This is a genomic window from Streptomyces sp. SID9727 (assembly GCF_010550605.1).
In the GTDB taxonomy this organism is placed as follows: domain Bacteria; phylum Actinomycetota; class Actinomycetes; order Streptomycetales; family Streptomycetaceae; genus Streptomyces.
Genome location: NZ_JAAGNI010000156.1, coordinates 20,606 through 38,133 on the forward strand (window position 1 = coordinate 20,606; position 17,528 = coordinate 38,133).

Consider the following 17,528-nt stretch of genomic DNA (forward strand, 5'->3'; position numbering starts at 1 on the left):
CGGGCGGGGCCTGCGGCGCACCCGGGCCCACGACCCGCGCGCACCCCCTCCGCACCGCGGCACCCGCCCCTCCGCACCCGGAAACCGCCACCCCCGCCACCCGATAGGCTCGGCGCCATGTCTCGTATCGACGGCCGCACCGCCGACCAGCTCCGTCCCGTCACCATCGAACGCGGATGGAGCAAGCACGCCGAAGGATCCGTGCTCATCTCCTTCGGCGACACCAAAGTCTTCTGCACCGCCTCCGTCACCGAAGGCGTGCCGCGCTGGCGCAAGGGCAGCGGCGAGGGCTGGGTCACCGCCGAGTACTCGATGCTCCCCCGCTCCACCAACACCCGCGGCGACCGCGAATCCGTACGCGGCAAGATCGGCGGCCGGACCCACGAGATCAGCCGGCTCATCGGCCGCTCCCTGCGCGCCGTCATCGACTACAAGGCACTCGGCGAGAACACCATCGTTCTGGACTGCGACGTCCTCCAGGCCGACGGCGGCACCCGCACCGCCGCCATCACCGGCGCCTACGTCGCCCTCGCCGACGCCGTCGCCTGGGCCCAGGGCAAGAAGATCATCAAGCACGGCCGCAAGCCGCTGACCGGCACCGTCGCCGCCATCAGCGTCGGCATCGTGGACGGCACCCCGCTCCTCGACCTCTGCTACGAGGAGGACGTCCGCGCCGAGACCGACATGAACGTCGTCTGCACCGGCGACGGCCGCTTCGTGGAGGTCCAGGGCACCGCCGAGGCCGAACCCTTCGACCGTACGGAGCTCAACGCCCTCCTCGACCTCGCCACCGCCGGCTGCGTCGACCTCGCCACGCTCCAGACCGAGGCACTGGCCACCACCCTCGGCGCCTGAAAAGACGGACCGAGAAGGTAAAGAGGCAACCAAGTCCCGCCCAGCGGCGTCGATACGCATACGGGCGCACGGGTCGAACCGTGCGCCCGTCCGCGTATCCGCACCCCGGGGAGGGACCACACCATGGCCGCGCGCCACCGGCTCCACCGCACCGCACTGGCCGTCACCGCCGTCCTGATCACCGCCACCGCCGCGGCGGGCTGCGGCGCCCTCGACAAGACACTCGACTGCGTCCGCACCGCCGACGCCATCGCCACCAGCGTCGACAACCTCCGCCAGGCCGTGTCCAACGCCTCCAGCGACCCCACCCAGGCGTCCGAGGCCCTGGACCAGATCCAGGAGGAGCTGGGCAACCTCGGCGACAAGACGGACGACGCCGACCTCACCAAGGCCGTGGACGACCTCCGCTCCGGCGTCACCAACGTCCGCGACGCCATCGACAAGGGCGACGCCACCCCGGACATCGGCCCCGTCACCGACGCCGCCGGCGAGATCGCCAAGGTCTGCACCCCGTGACGCACGGGTGCCCCCGGCAGTCGCGAAGACCGCCGGGGGCACCCCGACCCCGCTCGGCTCACGACGAGGCGAGACCCTTCCAGAACGCGTAGTGGTGGTCCGCCGCGAAGTCCGTCCGGCCGATACGCCCGGACGCCAGACGCTGCACGTACGCGTCACCGCCCGTGAACCGCTGCCACACCGGCAGCCCCGGACCGTTCATCCGACCGGTGCTCGCGAACCGGCTCCAGTAGCCGACCACCGCGTCCGACAACTCCGCCTGCGCCCCGTCGAGCGGCTCGAAGAGCTCGTTCTCGAACAGGTACGCCAAGTCCGTCATGTGTCCCGTCCCCAGGGAAAAGCTCGCCGGCCGCGGCACGTTCCGGAAATACGGAGCCGACGCCCCGGCGAACTCGTACGCGTACACCGACGTGTGCCGCGCCAGTGCCCGCTGCGTGTCCAGAGCCGCCGTCGACCACTCCGCATCCGTCAGCACCGCCGACAGCGCCGCCCCCGGAGCCGCATAACGCTCCACCGGATACTCGGCCAGCACCGCCGGGGCGTCCGCCCCGAACCGGCCCGCCACCTTCTCCGCATACCCCCCGGCGGTCAGCGGCTTCCCCGCCATCACCTCGTCCAGGCCGGCCAGCCCGCTCATCTCGTCGCGCGTCGAACCGTGCAGCACCGGCACCCGCGCGAACCGCCCCGCCGCGATCGCCCGCGCCGGCGCCTCCGGCACCACCTCGCCGTCCACCACCGGCCGGAACCCGTCATGCCCGGACGCCGACGCCTTCACCAGATCGGCCGTAGGCAGGGCCCGCAGACGGGAGTCGACATCCTCCGCGCCGTCGCCCAGGGCCGCCGCGACGACCGCCTCACCCTGCTCCTCCGCCTGCGCCCGTGTGAACGAACCGTCCGGCCCGACGCACCCCGCGCTCTGCACGATCGCCTTGTGGAACAGCCCCCGCGCCCCCGGTGACACCAGCTGCGCGCACACGCTGTAGCCCCCGCCCGACTGGCCCATGAGCGTCACATTGCCCGGATCACCGCCGAAGGCATTCGCGTTGCGCGCCACCCACCGCATCGCGGCCTGCTGGTCGAGCAGCCCCAGATTCGCCGGAGCGCGCAACCCGGGCGCCGACAGGAACCCGAACGCCCCCAGCCGGTAATTGATCGTCACCACCACCGCACCCTGCCGCGCGGCCGCCAGCTTCGCCGCGCCGTAGCTCGCCCCGTCCCCGTACGCGAAGCTCCCGCCGTGGATCCACACGATCACCGGGCGGGGCCGCGCCGACCGGCCGGCCGGCGTCGTGACGTTCAGATACAGGCAGTCCTCACTGCCCCCGCCCGCGATCGAGATGGGCTGATCCGTCGGCTGCGCGCACGCGCTCCCCGGCGTCCGGGCATCCAGCGTGGCCGACCACGGCCGGACCGGCTGCGGCTTCTCCCACCGGCGCTCACCGGTCGGCGGAGCCGCGTACGGGATGCCCTGGAACGTACGCACCGCGCCGGTGACCGCCCCCCGCACCGGGCCTTCGGCGGTCACCACCCGCGACGGAAGCGGACGCTCCGCGGCCTCGGCCACCGGCGCCGGGGCCGCTGCGGTGAGCGCCGCGCCGACGACGGCTGCGGCGAGGGCGGTGACACGGGACTTCAGGGGACTCATGCGGACTCCAGAGCTCGACGTGGTCTTCGGTGCGCCAACGGGACCAACGTAGCGGGGAGTTGGGCGATCGTGCAAGACGCTTGTATGAGGCGATCGCGCAAAACGCGCGGGTCGGGCACTCGCCTCACGTCCCGGGGCCGCCCTAGGATGCGCCGCATGGGAATGGGAAACCGCGAGAAGCTGCTGGAAGCGGCCAGGAAATGCCTCTTCGAGAAGGGGTACGAACGCACCACCGTCCGCGACCTCGCCACGGCGGCGGGCGTGAGCATGGCGGCCATCGGCTACCACTTCGGCTCCAAGGAGGCGCTGCTCAACCAGGCGCTCTTCGAAGCGCTCGACTCGGGAGGGCAGGCATTCGGCCCCTCGACACCGGACGACGGCCTCGGGGCACTGTGGACCCACCTCATCGAGGCGTTCTCGGCCAACAAGACCTTCTGGCTGGCCAACCTGGAGACGATCCTGCGCGCCCAGCGCGACCCGGAGCTCCGCGAGCAGGTCGCCTCAGGGCTGCGGCAGGGACGCAGCGGCATGGCCCACGAGGTCACGGGGACGCCCGAGGGCGAACTCTCCGAGGAGACGGTACGCACCCTCGGGTCCGTGCAGCTCGCGCTCGTCGGCGGCCTGATGATGCAGCACATCACCGACCCGGAGTCCGCCCCCACCGCCGACGAGGTGCTGGCCGGCATCCGCGCCCTGGCCGCCCGCCTGCCCGACGAGGCGTGACGCCGGACCAGGCGATACTGGGCGCATGACCCGCCTCATCCTCGCCACCCGCAGCGCCGGGAAGATCACCGAACTCCACTCGATCCTCGCCGACGCGGGCCTCACGTACGAGCTCGTCGGCGCCGACGCGTATCCGGAGGTGCCCGACGTCAAGGAGACCGGCGTCACCTTCGCCGAGAACGCCCTGCTCAAGGCCCATGCCCTCGCCCGGGCCACCGGCCACCCCGCGATCGCCGACGACTCCGGCCTCTGCGTGGACGTCCTCGGCGGCGCCCCCGGCATCTTCTCGGCCCGCTGGTCCGGCACCCACGGCGACGACCTCGCCAACCTGGACCTGCTCCTCGCCCAGCTCGGTGACATCTCCGACCCGCATCGCGGGGCCCACTTCGCCTGCGCGGCCGCGCTGGCCCTCCCGGACGGCACGGAACGCGTGGTCGAGGGCCGCCTCACCGGCACCCTCCGCCACACCCCCGCCGGCGACTACGGCTTCGGCTACGACCCGATCCTCCAGCCGGACGGCGAGACGCGCACGTGCGCGGAACTGACCCCGGCGGAAAAGAACGCGATCAGCCACCGGGGGAAGGCGTTCCGGGCGCTGGTGCCGGTGGTGCGGGAGCTGGTGGGGTGACGCCTCCCGCGAACGCAGCAGGCCCGACTCGTCGCTGAGCGAGTCGGGCCTGCTGATGGGGTACGCGAGGAGGGACTCGAACCCTCACGCCGCTAGGGCACTGGTACCTAAAACCAGCCTGTCTAACCAATTCCAGCACTCGCGCCTCCCCGGCAGTCTACAAGGGGACGCACCGTCGACCCGAAGGTTTGCGGTGTGCTCGTCTTCTTGGGACGTCGGTTGCGAGAGCATGTCTCGGTGAGTGCATGGCAGTTGGGGCACAGGTAGCGCAGGTTCCCGGCTCGGTTGTCGAGCCAGTCACCGTTGATGTGGTCGATCTGAAGCGTGAAGGACTGCCCCTGCCACTTGCCCCTGTTGCCGCAGGACGCGCACCGGTAGTCGACGCCGATCTCCTGCAGCGCGCGGTGAAGCCTTTCCCGGTTCACGCGTACCGATCCCGGCGGTCTGATGACCAAGGTCGTCGGCGCGATCGCTTTGGGCTTGCGCGCTTGGGGCGCTGCCCAAGGGCGACGCCGGAAGTGGCTGGTGTCGATGCCCGCCGCTGTGATGCGTCGGCCAATGTGAGACAGCGTGCCGGCCGCCCGTTCGCGACCTCGTACGGAGTAACGAACCGACTATCGGAGCGTCACGTCCGATATTCGACAAGATGCGGAACGGCCCGTACCGCTTCGAGGGGAAGCCGTACGGGCCGTTCCGCGGGGCGCTGGGTCAGAACTTCGGGTCCGGGGTCTGGGCCGCGACCAGTTCCGCAGCCTCCTCGCTCGTCTCCACCGACGGCGGGGAGCCGTCCAGCGGCTTGTTCGCGGTCTCCTTCATGCAGGCCACCGCGATCACGCCGACCAGGGCCGCCGCCATCGAGTAGTACGCCGGCATCAGGTTGGAGCCGGAGACGCTGATCAGGGCCGTGATCACCAGCGGGGTCGTACCGCCGAAGATCGACGCCGAGAGGTTGTAGCCCACCGAGAGCGAGCCGTAGCGGACGTTCGTCGGGAACAGGGCCGGGAGCGCCGCCGACATCGTGCCGAGCATGCAGACCAGGGAAAGGCCCAGCATCGCCATGCCGATGATGATCGCGGGGATGCTGCCCTGGCGGATGAGGAGGAAGGCGGGCAGCGACAGGATCAGGAAGCCGAGCATGCCCGTCATCAGGAGCGGCTTGCGGCCGAAGCGGTCGGAGAGCTTGCCGACCTGGCTGATGATCAGCATCAGGACGACCATCACGCCGAGCAGGATGAGCAGGCCGTGTGTCTCGCTGTAGCCGAGTTCGTCGGAGAGGTACGTCGGCATGTACGACAGCAGCATGTAGTCGGTGATGTTGTACGCGCCGACCAGGCAGATGCAGAGGATCAGCGTCGGCCAGTAGTCGCGGAAGATCTTCGCGAGGTCGCCCTTGGCCGTGGTCTCGACGTTGTCCGCCGCCTCCGTGGCGTGCGCCGTGCCGCCCTCCAGCTTCTGGAAGGCCGGTGTCTCGTCCAGGCGCAGTCGCAGGTAGAGGCCGACGAGGCCGAGCGGGCCGGCGACGAGGAACGGGATCCGCCAGCCCCAGGACTCCATCTGGGCGTCGTCGAGGAGCGCGTACAGCAGGGTCACGAGCCCCGCGGCGCCCACGTAGCCGGCGAGCGTGCCGAACTCCAGGAAGCTGCCGAAGAAGCCGCGTCGCTTGTCGGGGGCGTACTCCGCGATGAAGGTCGAGGCGCCGCCGTACTCGCCGCCCGTCGAGAAGCCCTGGAGCATGCGGAAGAAGATCAGCAGGACCGCGGCCCAGACGCCGATCGTGGCGTGGGAGGGGATCAGGCCGATCGCGAAGGTGCCGGTCGCCATCAGGATCATCGTGAGGGCGAGGACCTTCTTGCGGCCGATCTTGTCGCCCATCGGTCCGAAGAACATGCCGCCCAGGGGGCGTACGAGGAAGGCGACCGCGAAGGTGGCGAAGGAGGAGAGGAGCTGGGTGGTGTCGTTCCCGGACGGGAAGAAGACGTGGCCCAGGGTCGCGGCGAGGTAGGAGTAGATGCCGAAGTCGAACCACTCCATGGCGTTGCCGAGGGAGGCCGCCTTGACCGCGCGCTTGACCGCCTGGTCGTCCGTGACGGTGATGTCGGTGCGCCGCAGTTTGGGGTTCTGGCGCTTCCGGATGGCACGGAACAGCGCGGGGTGGCGTTTGACCGCTTCCGGGTCGGCCACCTGGTGGGGGTCGGAGGCCGCCATGGCCGGTTCCTTTCCTCGGCAACTGTTACAGGAAAGGCTTCTGCGCGGACATGGCGGCCGCAAACCGGTTCTGCGAAGGATTGGGATGTCCATCACATGATTTCGGCCATTCGGCTCAGTGAATGGCCCGTTTCGGACCGTTCCGTGCGGCCCGTGGACCGCCCCCGCGGACCCTCAGACCTTGAGGTCCTTGATGATCTTGGCGACGTGGCCGGTGGCCTTCACGTTGTAGAAGGCGTGGGCGACCTTGCCCTCCTCGTCCACCACGACCGTGGACCGGATGACGCCCGTCACCGTTTTGCCGTAGAGCTTCTTCTCGCCGTACGCGCCGTACGCCTCAAGGGTCTCCTTGGCCGGATCGCCCACCAGTGTGACCTTGAGGTTCTCCTTCTCGCGGAACTTCGCGAGCTTCTCCGGCTTGTCCGGGGAGACCCCGATGACGTCGTAGCCGGCCTCGGCGAGCAGACCGAGGTTGTCCGTGAAGTCGCAGGCCTGCTTGGTGCAGCCGGGGGTGAGCGCCGCGGGGTAGAAGTAGACGATGACCTTGCGGCCCTTGTGGTCCGCGAGCGAGACGTCGTTGCCGTCGGCGTCGGGGAGGGTGAAGGCGGGGGCGGTGTCGCCGGGAGTGAGGCGCTCGCTCATGGTTCTCCTCGTTGGTGCGTGGGGTCTAAGGGACCGAGCGTAATGGGGGTGCCGCCGGGTGCGGATGCGGCGGAACTGACAGACTGTCGATGAAGGTTTACCGGACGAGGACCACGGAGGCGGCGCGGTGTCGGATGCCAGGACCCCTGCGCAGATCGAGGCGGACATCATCAGCAGGCGCGAGCGGCTTGCGGTGGTACTCGATGAGATCGGGGTGCGGGTGCACCCGAAGACGATCATGGGCGACGCGAAGGCGAAGGTCGCCGGGACCGTGGACCGGACGGCCGGCCGGGCGTACGTGGCGGTGAACCGGGCGGTGTCGGACGTGAGGGCCCAGTTCGTGTCGGAGACGGGCGCCCCCCGGCTGGAGCGCGTGATCCCGGCGGCGCTGCTCGCGGTGGGCGTGGTCGGTCTGGTGGTCGTGTCCTCGCGGCGCGGCAAGCGCTGACCCGTCGCGCGTGCGCGGCCCGCCGACCGGTAGGTTGCGGGGCGTGAGCGAGAACAGCGACGACAAGCTGCCCATCCGGATGCTGCACGACCGAGTGCTGGTCCGGTCCGAGTCGCCCGAGGGCGAGCGGCGTTCCGGCGGCGGCATTCTGATTCCCGCGACGGCCGCGGTCGGCCGTCGGCTGGCGTGGGCCGTGGTGGTGGCGGTGGGGCAGAACGTGCGGACGGTCGAGCCGGGTGACCGGGTGCTGTTCGACCCCGAGGACCGGGCGGAGGTCGAGGTGCGGGGTGTGGCGTACGTGCTGATGCGCGAGCGCGACCTGCACGCGGTGGCCGCGGACCGGTTCGAGGGTTCGGAGGACTCGACCGGGCTGTATCTGTAGGCCCGTACCTGTGGATCTGTGGATCCGTACGTGTGGATCCGTGGGCGAAGGGCCTGGTGACGGTTGTCACCGGGCCCTTTGCCTTTCCTTTGCTACGGTGGGGGGACCCGACGAGACGCGCCGTACCGGGTTTCGCAAAGACGACGCACCCGTGTTGTTCGCGTGTTCTGTCTCGTCGGAGGTGCTGTCGTGGCGTGGGTTCTGCTGGTGGTCGCGGGTCTGCTGGAAGTGGCCTGGTCGATCGGGATGAAGTACACCGAGGGGTTCACCCGGCTGTGGCCGAGCGTGTTCACGGGTCTGGGGATCGTGGCGAGCATGATGCTGCTGTCGCACGCGGCCCGGACGCTGCCGATCGGTACGGCGTACGGAGTGTGGGTCGGGATCGGCGCGGCGGGTGCCGCGGTCCTGGGCATGGTGGTGCTGCACGAGCCGGTGACGGCGGCGCGGATCTTCTTCGTGTGCCTGCTGCTGGTGGCGGTGGTCGGGCTGAAGGCCACCTCGGGGCACTGAGGTCCGTGCCGGGCCCGGTTCAGGGGCGGGCGCTGGGGGCCCGCGTGCCCTTGGGGCCGTCGAGGAAGCCGCCGATGTCGCCGCCGTCTCCTCCGGTGTCGCCGCCGTCCCCGCCTCCCGTGTCCGTGCCGCCGTCGCCGGTGCCGCCGGCCGGGTTGTCCGTGGTGCCGGGGGTGGTGCGCGGGGCGGCGGGGGTCCGGGACGGGGTGGTGGTCCGGTTGTGGCGGGGGGTGGCCGAGGGGGTGCGGCGGCCGGTGTCGCCGGGGGCGGTGGAGTCGGCGGTGGGCAGCGCGGTGTCGTCGGTGTCCTCTTCCACGTCGAGGTCGAAGTTCTGGGCGGGGGTGCCCTTGAGGGCGGCCCCGGTGTACTGGGCCCAGGTTTCGGCGGGGGCGCCGCCGCCGTTGATGCGGGGGAGTCCGAGTGCGCCGTAGAGGGACTTCTGGGCGCCGGTGTCGGGGTCCTGGCCCATGACGGCGATGACGGTGGCGAGGTCGGGGGTGTAGCCGGCGAACCAGGCGGCCCGGTCCTCCTCGGCGGTTCCGGTCTTTCCGGCGGCGGGGCGGCCCGCGCCCCGGGCGGCGGTACCGGTGCCGCCCTCGACGACGCTCCGGAGGATCGACGTGGTGGTGTCGGCGGCCTCGCGGCTGACGGCCTGTTTCACCGTGCGGCCGGGCAGGGTGACGTCCTCGCCGTCCTTGGCGACCTTGCTGACCAGGACGTGGGCGCCGTGCTTGCCGTGGGCGGCGAGGGTGGCGTACGCCTCGGTCATGTCGAGGACGCTGGCGGTGGCGACGCCGAGGGCGATGGAGGGGGTGGGGGTGAGGTCGGAGGTGTCCTTGGGGATGCCGAGGTCGACGGCGGTCTGCCGGACCTTCTCGGGGCCGACGTCCTCGGCCATCTGGGCGTAGACGGCGTTGACGGACTTGTCGGTGGCGGTGGACACGGTGATGGGGCCGTAGCTGCGGTCGTCCTCGTTGGCGGGGTCGTAGCCGGTGGGTCCGTCGGGGCCTTCGACCATGCGTTTGTTGGTGCCGTCGTAGATGGTGCCCGGGGTGATGCGGCGGCCGTCCTGGGTGGTGGAGTCGTTGGCGACGGCGGAGGTGAAGACGAAGGGTTTGAAGGTGGAGCCGACCTGGTAGTCGCGGCGGGTCGCGTTGTTGACGTACTGGCGGGTGTAGTCGATGCCGCCGTACATGGCGACGACGTGGCCGTTGGCCGGGTCGATGGAGGCGCCGCCGACGCGGACGTCGCGGTCGGCCTCGCGGTCGTCGTCGGTCTTGGACATGACCTTGTCCTCGACGGCTTCGACGAGGGCGTTCTGCTTCTCGCGCTGGAGCGTGGTGGTGATGCGGTAGCCGCGGGTGGCGAGGGTCTTCTCGTCCAGGATGTCGTTGCCGACGAGGTAGTCCTCGACGGCTTTGACGATGTAGCCGCGCTGTCCGGAGAGGCTGTTGGCGGGCTTGACGGGGCCGGGGACGGGGAAGGTCATCGCGGCGCGCTCGGCGGGGTCGAGCCACTTCTCCTTGACCATGCCGTCCAGTACGTAGTTCCAGCGGGCGACGGCGGCGGCCTTGTTCTCGGGGTAGGCGACGACGTCGTAGGCGCTGGGTGCGTTGAGGAGGGAGGCGAGGTAGGCGCCCTGGGCGGTGGTGACGTCGCCGACGTCCTTGCCGTAGTAGGCCTGGGCGGCGGCCTGGATGCCGTAGGCGTTGCGGCCGAAGTAGCTGGTGTTGAGGTAGCCCTCCAGGATCTGGTCCTTGGACTGTTCGCGGTTGAGCTTGATGGAGATGAAGAATTCCTTGATCTTGCGGACGACGGTCTGTTCCTGGCCCAGGTAGTAGTTCTTGACGTACTGCTGGGTGATGGTCGAACCGCCCTGTTTGCCCTTGCCGGTGAGGGTGTTCCAGCCGGCCCGGAACATCGCTTTGACGTCGACGGCGCGTTCGGAGTAGAAGTCGCGGTCCTCGGCGGCGAGGACGGCGTGCCGGACGGTGCGCGGGACCTGGGCGAGCCGGATGTTCTCGCGGTTGATGTCGCCGTCGCGGGCGATGACGGTGCCGTCGGCGTACAGGTAGACGTTGGACTGGGCGGTGGCTTTGGCGTTGGCGGCGGGGATGTCGACCAGTTGGTAGCCGGCGATGAAGCCGCCGATGAGGATCAGGGCGATGAGGAGTACGCCGCCGAGGACCATGCGCCAGGTGGGGATGAGCCGCCGCCAGCCGGTGCGCTTGGGGCGCTTGGCCTTGCCGGGCTTCTTCGGGGCGGTGGGCTCGCCCGCCGGCGGGTCTTCGCCGGCGGGGGCGGCGGCGTCGGCAGGCAGGTCCCTGGGGGCCCAGCCCGGGGGGTCGGTGTCTCCGTTCTGCTGCTGTGGCTCGTCGCTCATGTCGGTGCAGACTCCTCGGCCGCGGTCAGTTCCCCCATAGTGCCCTTTTCTGGCGCATATCCCTTGGATCGACGGCCGAAAAGCGCTCGCGGCGGCTGGCTGGGCTGGACTAGGGTTCTGCGCTTTGGTGTCCACGCGCGGTGCGGCACCCGTTGACGGGGAGGCGGTTGCTGTGCGGGTCTACGCGGTGGTGGCGGCGGGCGGTTTCCGCCGTTACGCCACCTATCGGATCGAGACGGCGGCGGGGGTGTTCACCAACACCGTCTTCGGCTTCATCCTCGCCTACACGTACATGGCGTTGTGGGACGAGCGGCCCCGGCTCGGCGGTTACGACATGCCCCAGGCGCTCACGTTCGTGTGGCTGGGCCAGGCGCTGCTGATGACCTGCGTGATGATGGGCGGCGGTTTCGAGGACGAGCTGATCGAGCGCATCCGCACGGGCGACATCGCGGTGGACCTGTACCGTCCGGTCGACCTCCAGTTGTGGTGGCTGGCGCAGGACTTGGGGCGGGCGGCCTTCCATCTGCTGGGGCGCGGCATCGTGCCGATGGTGCTCGGCGGGCTGGCGTTCGACCTGGCGCTGCCGGGGTCGGCGGGGCCGTGGCTGGCGTTCCTCGTCTCGGTGGCGCTGGGGGTGGTGGTGAGCTTCGCGATCCGCTACCTGGTGGCGCTGTCCGCCTTCTGGCTGATGGACGGGGCGGGTGCGGCGCAGATCGCCTTCCTGGCGGGGCTGTTCTTCTCGGGGATGCTGCTGCCGCTGAGCCTGTTCCCGGGGCTGCTGGGCGAGGTGGCGCGGCTGCTGCCGTGGTCGGCGCTGCTCCAGGTGCCGGCGGACGTGTTCCTGGGCAAGCACACGGGCTGGGGTCTGGTGCGGGTGTACGTGTTCCAGGCGGCCTGGGCCGTGGTGTTGCTGCTGTTGGGGCGGATGGTGCAGTCGGTGGCGACGCGGAGGGTGGTGGTCCAGGGTGGCTGAGGTGGCGGAGGCGGTCGTGCCGGAGGCGCCGGGGGAGGTGTTCGCCCCGCGGCCGCGGCTGGTCGAGGGGGTGCGGGCGTACGGGCTGATCGTGTCGATGTGGCTGCGCTCCACGATGGCGTACCGGGCGTCGTTCCTGATGACGGCGGTCGGCAACTTCACGGCGACGGCGTTCGACTTCGTGACGATCATGCTGATGTTCGCGCACGTCGACGCGCTGGGCGGCTACACGCTGCCGGAGATCGCACTGTTGTACGGGGCGTCGGGGACGGCGTTCGGCCTGGCGGATCTGCTGATGGGGTCGATGGACCGGCTGGGCCGCCGGGTGCGTGACGGCACGCTGGACACGTTGCTGGTGCGGCCCGTCCCGGTCCTCGCGCAGGTGGCGGCCGACCGCTTCGCGCTGCGCAGGCTGGGGCGGATCACCCAGGGGCTGCTGGTGCTCGGCTACGGGCTGGTGGCGGCGGACATCGACTGGACCCCGGCGAAGGCGGTCGTGCTGCCGCTGATGCTGCTGAGCGGGTCGGTGATCTTCGGGGCGGTGTTCGTGGCCGGCGGGGCGTTCCAGTTCATCGCCCAGGACGCCTCGCAGGTGCAGAACTCGTTCACGTACGGCGGGAACACCCTGCTCCAGTACCCGCCGACGATCTTCGCGAAGGACCTGGTGCGCGGGGTGACGTTCGTGGTGCCGCTGGCCTTCGTGAACTGGCTGCCGGCGCTGTACGTGCTGGGCCGGGAGCTGCCGTTGGGGCTGCCGTCGTGGGTGGCGTTCCTGCCGCCGGTGGTGGCCGCGGTCTGCGCGACCGGGGCGGGTCTGGCGTGGCGGGCGGGGCTGCGGGCGTACCGGAGTACGGGAAGTTGAGGGACGGGAGAGGGAGCGGCATGAGTACGGACACGGGCGGCGGGGCGGCCTTCATCGAGCTGGACCGGCTGGAGAAGGTCTTCGACGTCCGCCGCAGGACGGGTTTCCTGCGCGGCGAGCGGCGCCAGGTGCGGGCGGTCGACGGGATCAGCTTCCGGGTGGAGCGCGGCGAGATGGTCGGCTACATCGGGCCGAACGGGGCCGGGAAGTCGACCACGATCAAGATGCTGACGGGCATCCTCACGCCGAGCGGCGGTTCCCTGCGCGTCGCGGGCATCGACCCTTCGCGGGAGCGTACGCGGCTGGCGCACCGGATCGGTGTGGTCTTCGGCCAGCGCACGACGCTGTGGTGGGACCTGCCGCTGCGCGACTCGTACCGGCTGGTGCACCGGATGTACTGGGTGCCGGACGCGCGCTTCCGGGCCAATCTGGACCGGTGTGTCGAACTCCTGGACCTGGGGGAGCTGCTGGACGTGCCGGTGCGTCAGCTGTCGTTGGGGCAGCGGATGCGCGGCGACATCGCGGCGGCGCTGCTGCACGATCCGGAGGTGCTGTACCTGGACGAGCCGACGATCGGCCTCGACGTGGTGTCCAAGGCCAAGGTGCGGCAGTTCCTGCGTGACCTGAACGCGGAGCGCGGGACGACGGTGCTGCTGACGACCCATGACCTCACGGACATCGAGCAGCTGTGCGACCGGGTGATGGTGATCGATCACGGCCGGCTGATGTACGACGGCGCGCTGGCCGGGCTGCACGAGGTGGGGGAGAGCGAGCGGACGCTCGTGGTCGACCTGGAGCGCGAACTCCCGCCGATCCGGTTGGAGTCGGAGCCTTCGGTGCGGACGGTGAAGGTGGAGGGGCCGCGCCAGTGGCTGGCCTTTCCGGCGTCGGCGTCGGCGGCTCCGCTGGTGGCGCGGATCGCCGCGGAGTACCCGTTGGCGGACCTTTCGGTGCGGGAGCCGGACATCGAGGCGGTGATCGCGAAGATGTACGCGTCCGAGACGGTCCGGGGAGCCGGTGACGTGAGCGCGCCCGTTCAATAGGCTGAGCGCCATGACGAGCGAACTCCCCGATATGCGCGCCTCCGACGCCGAGCGTGAACGTGTTGCCGAGATCCTGCGTGAGGCGGTCGCCGAAGGGCGTCTGGAGATGGAGGAGTTCGAGCAGCGCCTCGACACGGCCTACAAGGCGCGGACGCACGGCGAGCTGGAACCGCTCGTCCGCGATCTGCCGTCCGTCGGCTCCGGCTCGTCGGCGCCCGCCGCCGTGCGGCCCCGGTCGGGTTCGGCGGCCCGCTGGTCGGAGCGGATCGGGCGACCGGCGACGTCGACCGGCGGCTTCGCGTTCTGGGGCGGTTTCCGCCGCCGGGGCAACTGGACGGTCGGCAAGGTCTTCACCGCGTTCTCGATGTGGGGCGGCGGCGACATCGACCTGCGCGAGGCGAACTTCGAGTCCCGCGAGACCGTGATCCGCTGTTTCACGATCATGGGCGGCCTCCATGTGACGGTTCCGCCGGACCTCAACGTGGACGTCCGGGGCATCGGCATCATGGGCGGCTTCGGGGAGCACGCCAAGGACGAGTCGGCCCCCGCGCCCGACGCGCCCCGGGTCCGGATCACCGGCTTCGCGCTCATGGGCGGCGTCGGGGTGGAGCACAAGCGCGGCAAGGCGGAGAAGCAGCGGCTGCGGGAGGCCGAGCGCGAGCGCGGGCGGCTGGAGAAGGGCGACCGGTAGGCCGCCGCCTCCGGCTCAGAGCGCGTCGACCGCCGTCCTGGCCGCCTCCGGCTCAGAGCGCGTCGACCGCCGTCCTGGCCCCGGTCAGGGTGTCCACGTCCAGCAGCCCCGCCAGGCGGGCGTATCCGGCGTCGTTGAGGTGCAGGTGGTCGCCGGAGTCGTACGGGGCGCGGAGCTGCCGGGGGTGGGCCGGGTCGCGCAGGGACCGGTCGAAGTCGAGGACCTCGTCGAAGATCCCGCCCGCCCGGATCTCCGCGTTGACGTGCTGCCGCACCTGCTCCCCGCCGGCCGTCCAGGCCGCCGAGCCCCGGTACGGCATGAGGGTCGCGCCGATGACCTTCAGCCCGCGCGCGTGGGCCCGCCGGGTGAGGTCACGCAGGGCGTCGGTGATCCGCTCGGGGTCGGTCTCCCTCGGGAGCGCCTGGATGTCGTTGATGCCGAGCGCGATGACGACGGTCTTCGCGCCGGAGACACCGAGGGCGTCGCGCTCGAAGCGGTCGAGGGCGCGCGGGCCGGTGCCCTCGCGCAGGAGGCGGTTGCCGCCGATGCCCTGGTTGGCCACCGCGTACGCGCCGTGCAGCCGGTCGGCGAGGACGTCCGGCCAGCGGGTGTTGGCGTCGGTGGTGGTGCCGGTACCGGCGGTGAGCGAGTCGCCGAACGCGACGAGCGTCCCGGTCGCCCTCGTGTCGCCGCCCCGCACGTCGACGGTGGTGAGGTAGCGCCACTGCGTGGTGGCCCAGGTGCCCCGTTCGTCCTCGGTGTACGAGGTCTGGTGGCTGTTGGGGTGTGTGGTGACCGGCCCGTGGGCGGTCGGGGTGCGCAGGGTGACCACGAGGTCGGCGTCGGCGGCGACCGGGACGGCGACGGCGTCGCTGACGGTCTGCCGGCCGGCGGCGACCGTGACGGAGGAGGCCCCCCGGAACGTCACGGGGCGGGTGTTCACCGTGACGCGGTCGATGAGCAGGGGCTGCGTACCGAACAGGTTGGACAGCGTGACGCGGGCCTCGGTGCCGCCGATGCTGGTGTGCACCACGTTGCGGATGACGCGCCGGCGCTGGTCCTCCGCCTGCGCCGGGTCGGCCACGCCCCTCACGGGAGCCGCCGCCCAGGTGGCGAGCCAGTGCCCGGAGGAGTGCGCCGGGGCGGCCGGGTTGTGGGCCACGCCCCGCGGGGCCGTGGTGGCGGCGGCCGTCGCCCTGTCCCCGGTGAACAGCAGGGAACCGGCGAACGCCACGGCGGCGGCGAGCGCGGCGGTACCCGCCACGAGGGCTATGAGCAGGGCGTAACCCTGGCGCCTGGGCATGGGCGGTGTGTCTCCTTGCGGAAATGAGGAAAGCGGGGGAGTGGACCGGTTCCCATGATGCGGCAGGGCGCGGGGAACTCGACGTGCGGTCCGGGAGTAGGTCAGGTAGGCACAATGCGTAGCGGACGCTTGGGGCTGTGCGTACGCGGACGGGTGGAGCGGATGGAACGGATCGACGGAACCGGGCGGGCCGGGCGGGAAGAGCTGCCCCCGGGGCCCGGTGGCAGGGCGCGGCCCGGGGGGCTCGCCTCGTTCGCGTACACCGCGGCGGACGAGGAGAAGCGTCGTGGCGTACGCCGGATGAAGACCACGGCCACCGGCCTCCTTCTGCTGGTCGCGCTGGTGTACGTCCTCGCCACCTGGGCGAAGAACGAGGGGGTGAGCGGCTGGCCGGGCTTCGTCGCGGCGGCCGCCGAGGCGGGCATGGTGGGTGCGCTGGCGGACTGGTTCGCCGTCACGGCCCTCTTCAAGCGTCCGCTCGGTCTGCCGATTCCGCACACCGCCATCATTCCCACCAAGAAGGACCAGCTCGGGGCCTCCCTCGGTTCCTTCGTGGGCGAGAACTTTCTCTCCGGGGACGTCGTACGTGACCGGATTCACTCGCTGGGCATCGGCCGCAGGGTCGGGGCGTGGCTCGCGGAGCCGGCCCACGCGGACCGGGTCACGGCCGAGCTGTCGACCGCGCTGCGCGGGGCGCTCACGGTCCTGCGGGACGCGGACGTCCAGGCCGTCGTCGGGGAGGCGATCACCCGGCGGGCGAACGCGGCGGAAGTCGGCCCCGGCCTCGGCCGGATGCTGGAGAAGGTCGTCGCGGACGGCGGCCACCGCAAGCTGGTCGACCTGGTCTGCACCCGCGCGCACGACTGGCTCGTGCTGCACGGCGACTCGGTGATGGACGCGGTGCAGGGCGGGGCGCCCGGCTGGACGCCCCGGTTCGTGGACAAGCGGGTGGGGGAGCGGGTCTACAAGGAGCTCCTGCGCTTCGTCACGGAGATGCGGGACATGCCGGGGCACCCGGCGCGCGGCTCCATCGACACGTTCCTCGCGGACTTCGCGGCCGATCTCCAGACCGACTCGGAGACCCGGGACCGGGTGGAGCGCCTGAAGTCGGAGGTCCTGGGGCGCGGCGAGGTGCAGGACGTCATCGCCTCGGCCTGGGCGTCGGTGCGCGCGATGGTGATCGCGGCGGCGGAGGACGAGCAGAGCGAGCTGCGGCTGCGCGCCCGGGCCTCGCTGATGGCGCTGGGCGCCCGGCTGGCCGCGGACGAGCGGCTCCAGGGGAAGCTGGAGGGGTGGCTGGAGGACGCGGCGGCGTACGTCGTGACGACGTACCGGGCGGAGATCACGTCGCTGATCAGCGACACGGTGGCCGGCTGGGACGCGGACCAGACGTCCCGCAAGATCGAGGCCCACATCGGCCGCGACCTGCAGTTCATCCGCATCAACGGCACGGTGGTGGGGGCGCTGGCGGGGCTGGCGATCTACACGGTGTCGTGGGCGCTGTGGGGGTGAGGGTGTCCCGGGGCCGGGGCCCCGGGACCGCTTCGGTCAGGACGCCCGGCGGGTGACCGCCCAGGACGCGGCGGCGACCGTGCCCGCCACGGTGAAGACGGCGGGCCAGGCGCCGACCTTCTTGGCCAACGGGTGCGAGCCCGCGAACGCGGCCGCGTACGCGGTGGTCAGCGCGGCGGCCGCGCGCGGGCCCGCCTGCCGGTTCCA

17 protein-coding genes, 1 tRNA gene and 1 riboswitch are annotated in these 17,528 nt (G+C 71.3%); of the genes, 12 read left to right on the forward strand and 6 right to left on the reverse strand.

The window, feature by feature from the left end:
• The first annotated feature begins 117 nt into the window (after positions 1–117).
• Positions 118–855 (forward strand): ribonuclease PH, encoded by a 738-nt coding sequence (rph, locus tag G3I41_RS10465; RefSeq protein ID WP_164399941.1) that lies wholly within the window; start codon positions 118–120, stop codon positions 853–855.
• A gap of 123 nt (positions 856–978) precedes the next feature.
• Positions 979–1,371 carry a hypothetical protein gene (locus tag G3I41_RS10470; RefSeq protein WP_164399942.1) on the forward strand — a complete coding sequence of 131 codons (393 nt, stop codon included), beginning with the start codon at positions 979–981 and terminating at the stop codon, positions 1,369–1,371.
• 58 nt (positions 1,372–1,429) lie between these two features.
• Here the strand turns inward: G3I41_RS10470 and G3I41_RS10475 are convergent, their stop codons facing one another.
• Positions 1,430–3,016, reverse strand: a complete 1,587-nt coding sequence (locus G3I41_RS10475; RefSeq protein WP_164399943.1) for a carboxylesterase family protein — start codon at positions 3,014–3,016, stop codon at positions 1,430–1,432.
• 156 nt (positions 3,017–3,172) lie between these two features.
• Between G3I41_RS10475 and G3I41_RS10480 the strand changes: the two genes are divergently transcribed.
• Complete coding sequence (locus G3I41_RS10480; protein ID WP_275408398.1) at positions 3,173–3,739, forward strand: TetR/AcrR family transcriptional regulator; 567 nt, start codon at positions 3,173–3,175, stop codon at positions 3,737–3,739.
• Positions 3,740–3,764: 25 nt separating this feature from the next.
• Positions 3,765–4,367 (forward strand): RdgB/HAM1 family non-canonical purine NTP pyrophosphatase, encoded by a 603-nt coding sequence (gene rdgB / locus G3I41_RS10485; protein ID WP_164399944.1) that lies wholly within the window; start codon positions 3,765–3,767, stop codon positions 4,365–4,367.
• Positions 4,368–4,428: 61 nt separating this feature from the next.
• Here the strand turns inward: rdgB and G3I41_RS10490 are convergent.
• The 3 genes from G3I41_RS10490 to bcp form a co-directional block, all read right to left on the reverse strand.
• Positions 4,429–4,512: transfer RNA gene (locus tag G3I41_RS10490), tRNA-Leu, on the reverse strand.
• Positions 4,513–5,075: 563 nt separating this feature from the next.
• Entirely contained in the window at positions 5,076–6,572 is a 1,497-nt protein-coding gene (gene proP / locus G3I41_RS10495; RefSeq protein ID WP_164399945.1) for a glycine betaine/L-proline transporter ProP, read from the reverse strand.
• A gap of 174 nt (positions 6,573–6,746) precedes the next feature.
• Positions 6,747–7,214, reverse strand: a complete 468-nt coding sequence (gene bcp / locus G3I41_RS10500; RefSeq protein WP_164399946.1) for a thioredoxin-dependent thiol peroxidase — start codon at positions 7,212–7,214, stop codon at positions 6,747–6,749.
• Positions 7,215–7,341: 127 nt separating this feature from the next.
• Between bcp and G3I41_RS10505 the strand changes: the two genes are divergently transcribed.
• From G3I41_RS10505 to G3I41_RS10515, 3 genes are all read left to right on the forward strand, one after another.
• Positions 7,342–7,662: a DUF3618 domain-containing protein gene (locus G3I41_RS10505; protein WP_164399947.1), complete on the forward strand. Its 321-nt coding sequence runs from the start codon at positions 7,342–7,344 to the stop codon at positions 7,660–7,662.
• Between the two features lie 43 nt (positions 7,663–7,705).
• Positions 7,706–8,044, forward strand: a complete 339-nt coding sequence (locus G3I41_RS10510) for a co-chaperone GroES (protein WP_164399948.1) — start codon at positions 7,706–7,708, stop codon at positions 8,042–8,044.
• A gap of 80 nt (positions 8,045–8,124) precedes the next feature.
• Positions 8,125–8,194, forward strand: a riboswitch (guanidine-III (ykkC-III) riboswitch).
• 39 nt (positions 8,195–8,233) lie between these two features.
• Positions 8,234–8,554, forward strand: coding sequence for a multidrug efflux SMR transporter (locus tag G3I41_RS10515; protein ID WP_018105629.1), 321 nt, complete (start codon positions 8,234–8,236; stop codon positions 8,552–8,554).
• A 19-nt stretch (positions 8,555–8,573) separates the two neighbouring features.
• Here G3I41_RS10515 and G3I41_RS10520 read toward each other — a convergent pair whose 3' ends face one another.
• On the reverse strand, positions 8,574–10,937 hold the full coding sequence (locus G3I41_RS10520; RefSeq protein ID WP_164399949.1) for a transglycosylase domain-containing protein: 2,364 nt from the start codon (positions 10,935–10,937) through the stop codon (positions 8,574–8,576).
• 172 nt (positions 10,938–11,109) lie between these two features.
• Here G3I41_RS10520 and G3I41_RS10525 point away from each other — a divergent pair, with 172 nt between their 5' ends.
• From G3I41_RS10525 to G3I41_RS10540, 4 genes are read left to right on the forward strand one after another with little or no spacing between them, the layout of a single operon-like run.
• The gene (locus G3I41_RS10525; RefSeq protein WP_164399950.1) at positions 11,110–11,910 is read left to right on the forward strand and encodes an ABC-2 family transporter protein; all 801 of its coding nucleotides are present in this window, start codon (positions 11,110–11,112) and stop codon (positions 11,908–11,910) included.
• Positions 11,903–12,772, forward strand: a complete 870-nt coding sequence (locus tag G3I41_RS10530) for an ABC transporter permease (protein WP_164399951.1) — start codon at positions 11,903–11,905, stop codon at positions 12,770–12,772. The genes G3I41_RS10525 and G3I41_RS10530 overlap by 8 nt, the downstream gene beginning before the upstream one ends.
• Before the next feature lie 20 nt (positions 12,773–12,792).
• Positions 12,793–13,815, forward strand: coding sequence for an ATP-binding cassette domain-containing protein (locus G3I41_RS10535; protein ID WP_164399952.1), 1,023 nt, complete (start codon positions 12,793–12,795; stop codon positions 13,813–13,815).
• A 31-nt stretch (positions 13,816–13,846) separates the two neighbouring features.
• On the forward strand, positions 13,847–14,506 hold the full coding sequence (locus G3I41_RS10540; protein ID WP_164399956.1) for a DUF1707 domain-containing protein: 660 nt from the start codon (positions 13,847–13,849) through the stop codon (positions 14,504–14,506).
• A gap of 52 nt (positions 14,507–14,558) precedes the next feature.
• On the opposite strand, the gene G3I41_RS10545 is transcribed toward G3I41_RS10540, so the two are convergent.
• On the reverse strand, positions 14,559–15,809 hold the full coding sequence (locus tag G3I41_RS10545; RefSeq protein ID WP_164399953.1) for an SGNH/GDSL hydrolase family protein: 1,251 nt from the start codon (positions 15,807–15,809) through the stop codon (positions 14,559–14,561).
• Positions 15,810–15,971: 162 nt separating this feature from the next.
• Between G3I41_RS10545 and G3I41_RS10550 the strand changes: the two genes are divergently transcribed.
• Positions 15,972–17,321, forward strand: coding sequence for a DUF445 domain-containing protein (locus G3I41_RS10550; RefSeq protein WP_239081570.1), 1,350 nt, complete (start codon positions 15,972–15,974; stop codon positions 17,319–17,321).
• Positions 17,322–17,528: the final 207 nt, after the last annotated feature.

What these genes read in the sequence shown, in the direction of transcription:
- G3I41_RS10550 (WP_239081570.1), top strand. Translation starts at nt 15,972, where the DNA reads ATGGAACGGATCGACGGAACCGGGCGGGCCGGGCGGGAAGAGCTGCCC.
- G3I41_RS10475 (WP_164399943.1), bottom strand. Translation starts at nt 3,016, where the DNA reads ATGAGTCCCCTGAAGTCCCGTGTCACCGCCCTCGCCGCAGCCGTCGTC.
- G3I41_RS10520 (WP_164399949.1), bottom strand. Translation starts at nt 10,937, where the DNA reads ATGAGCGACGAGCCACAGCAGCAGAACGGAGACACCGACCCCCCGGGC.
- G3I41_RS10535 (WP_164399952.1), top strand. Translation starts at nt 12,793, where the DNA reads ATGAGTACGGACACGGGCGGCGGGGCGGCCTTCATCGAGCTGGACCGG.
- bcp (WP_164399946.1), bottom strand. Translation starts at nt 7,214, where the DNA reads ATGAGCGAGCGCCTCACTCCCGGCGACACCGCCCCCGCCTTCACCCTC.
- proP (WP_164399945.1), bottom strand. Translation starts at nt 6,572, where the DNA reads ATGGCGGCCTCCGACCCCCACCAGGTGGCCGACCCGGAAGCGGTCAAA.
- G3I41_RS10480 (WP_275408398.1), top strand. Translation starts at nt 3,173, where the DNA reads ATGGGAATGGGAAACCGCGAGAAGCTGCTGGAAGCGGCCAGGAAATGC.
- G3I41_RS10545 (WP_164399953.1), bottom strand. Translation starts at nt 15,809, where the DNA reads ATGCCCAGGCGCCAGGGTTACGCCCTGCTCATAGCCCTCGTGGCGGGT.
- G3I41_RS10540 (WP_164399956.1), top strand. Translation starts at nt 13,847, where the DNA reads ATGCGCGCCTCCGACGCCGAGCGTGAACGTGTTGCCGAGATCCTGCGT.
- rph (WP_164399941.1), top strand. Translation starts at nt 118, where the DNA reads ATGTCTCGTATCGACGGCCGCACCGCCGACCAGCTCCGTCCCGTCACC.
- rdgB (WP_164399944.1), top strand. Translation starts at nt 3,765, where the DNA reads ATGACCCGCCTCATCCTCGCCACCCGCAGCGCCGGGAAGATCACCGAA.
- G3I41_RS10470 (WP_164399942.1), top strand. Translation starts at nt 979, where the DNA reads ATGGCCGCGCGCCACCGGCTCCACCGCACCGCACTGGCCGTCACCGCC.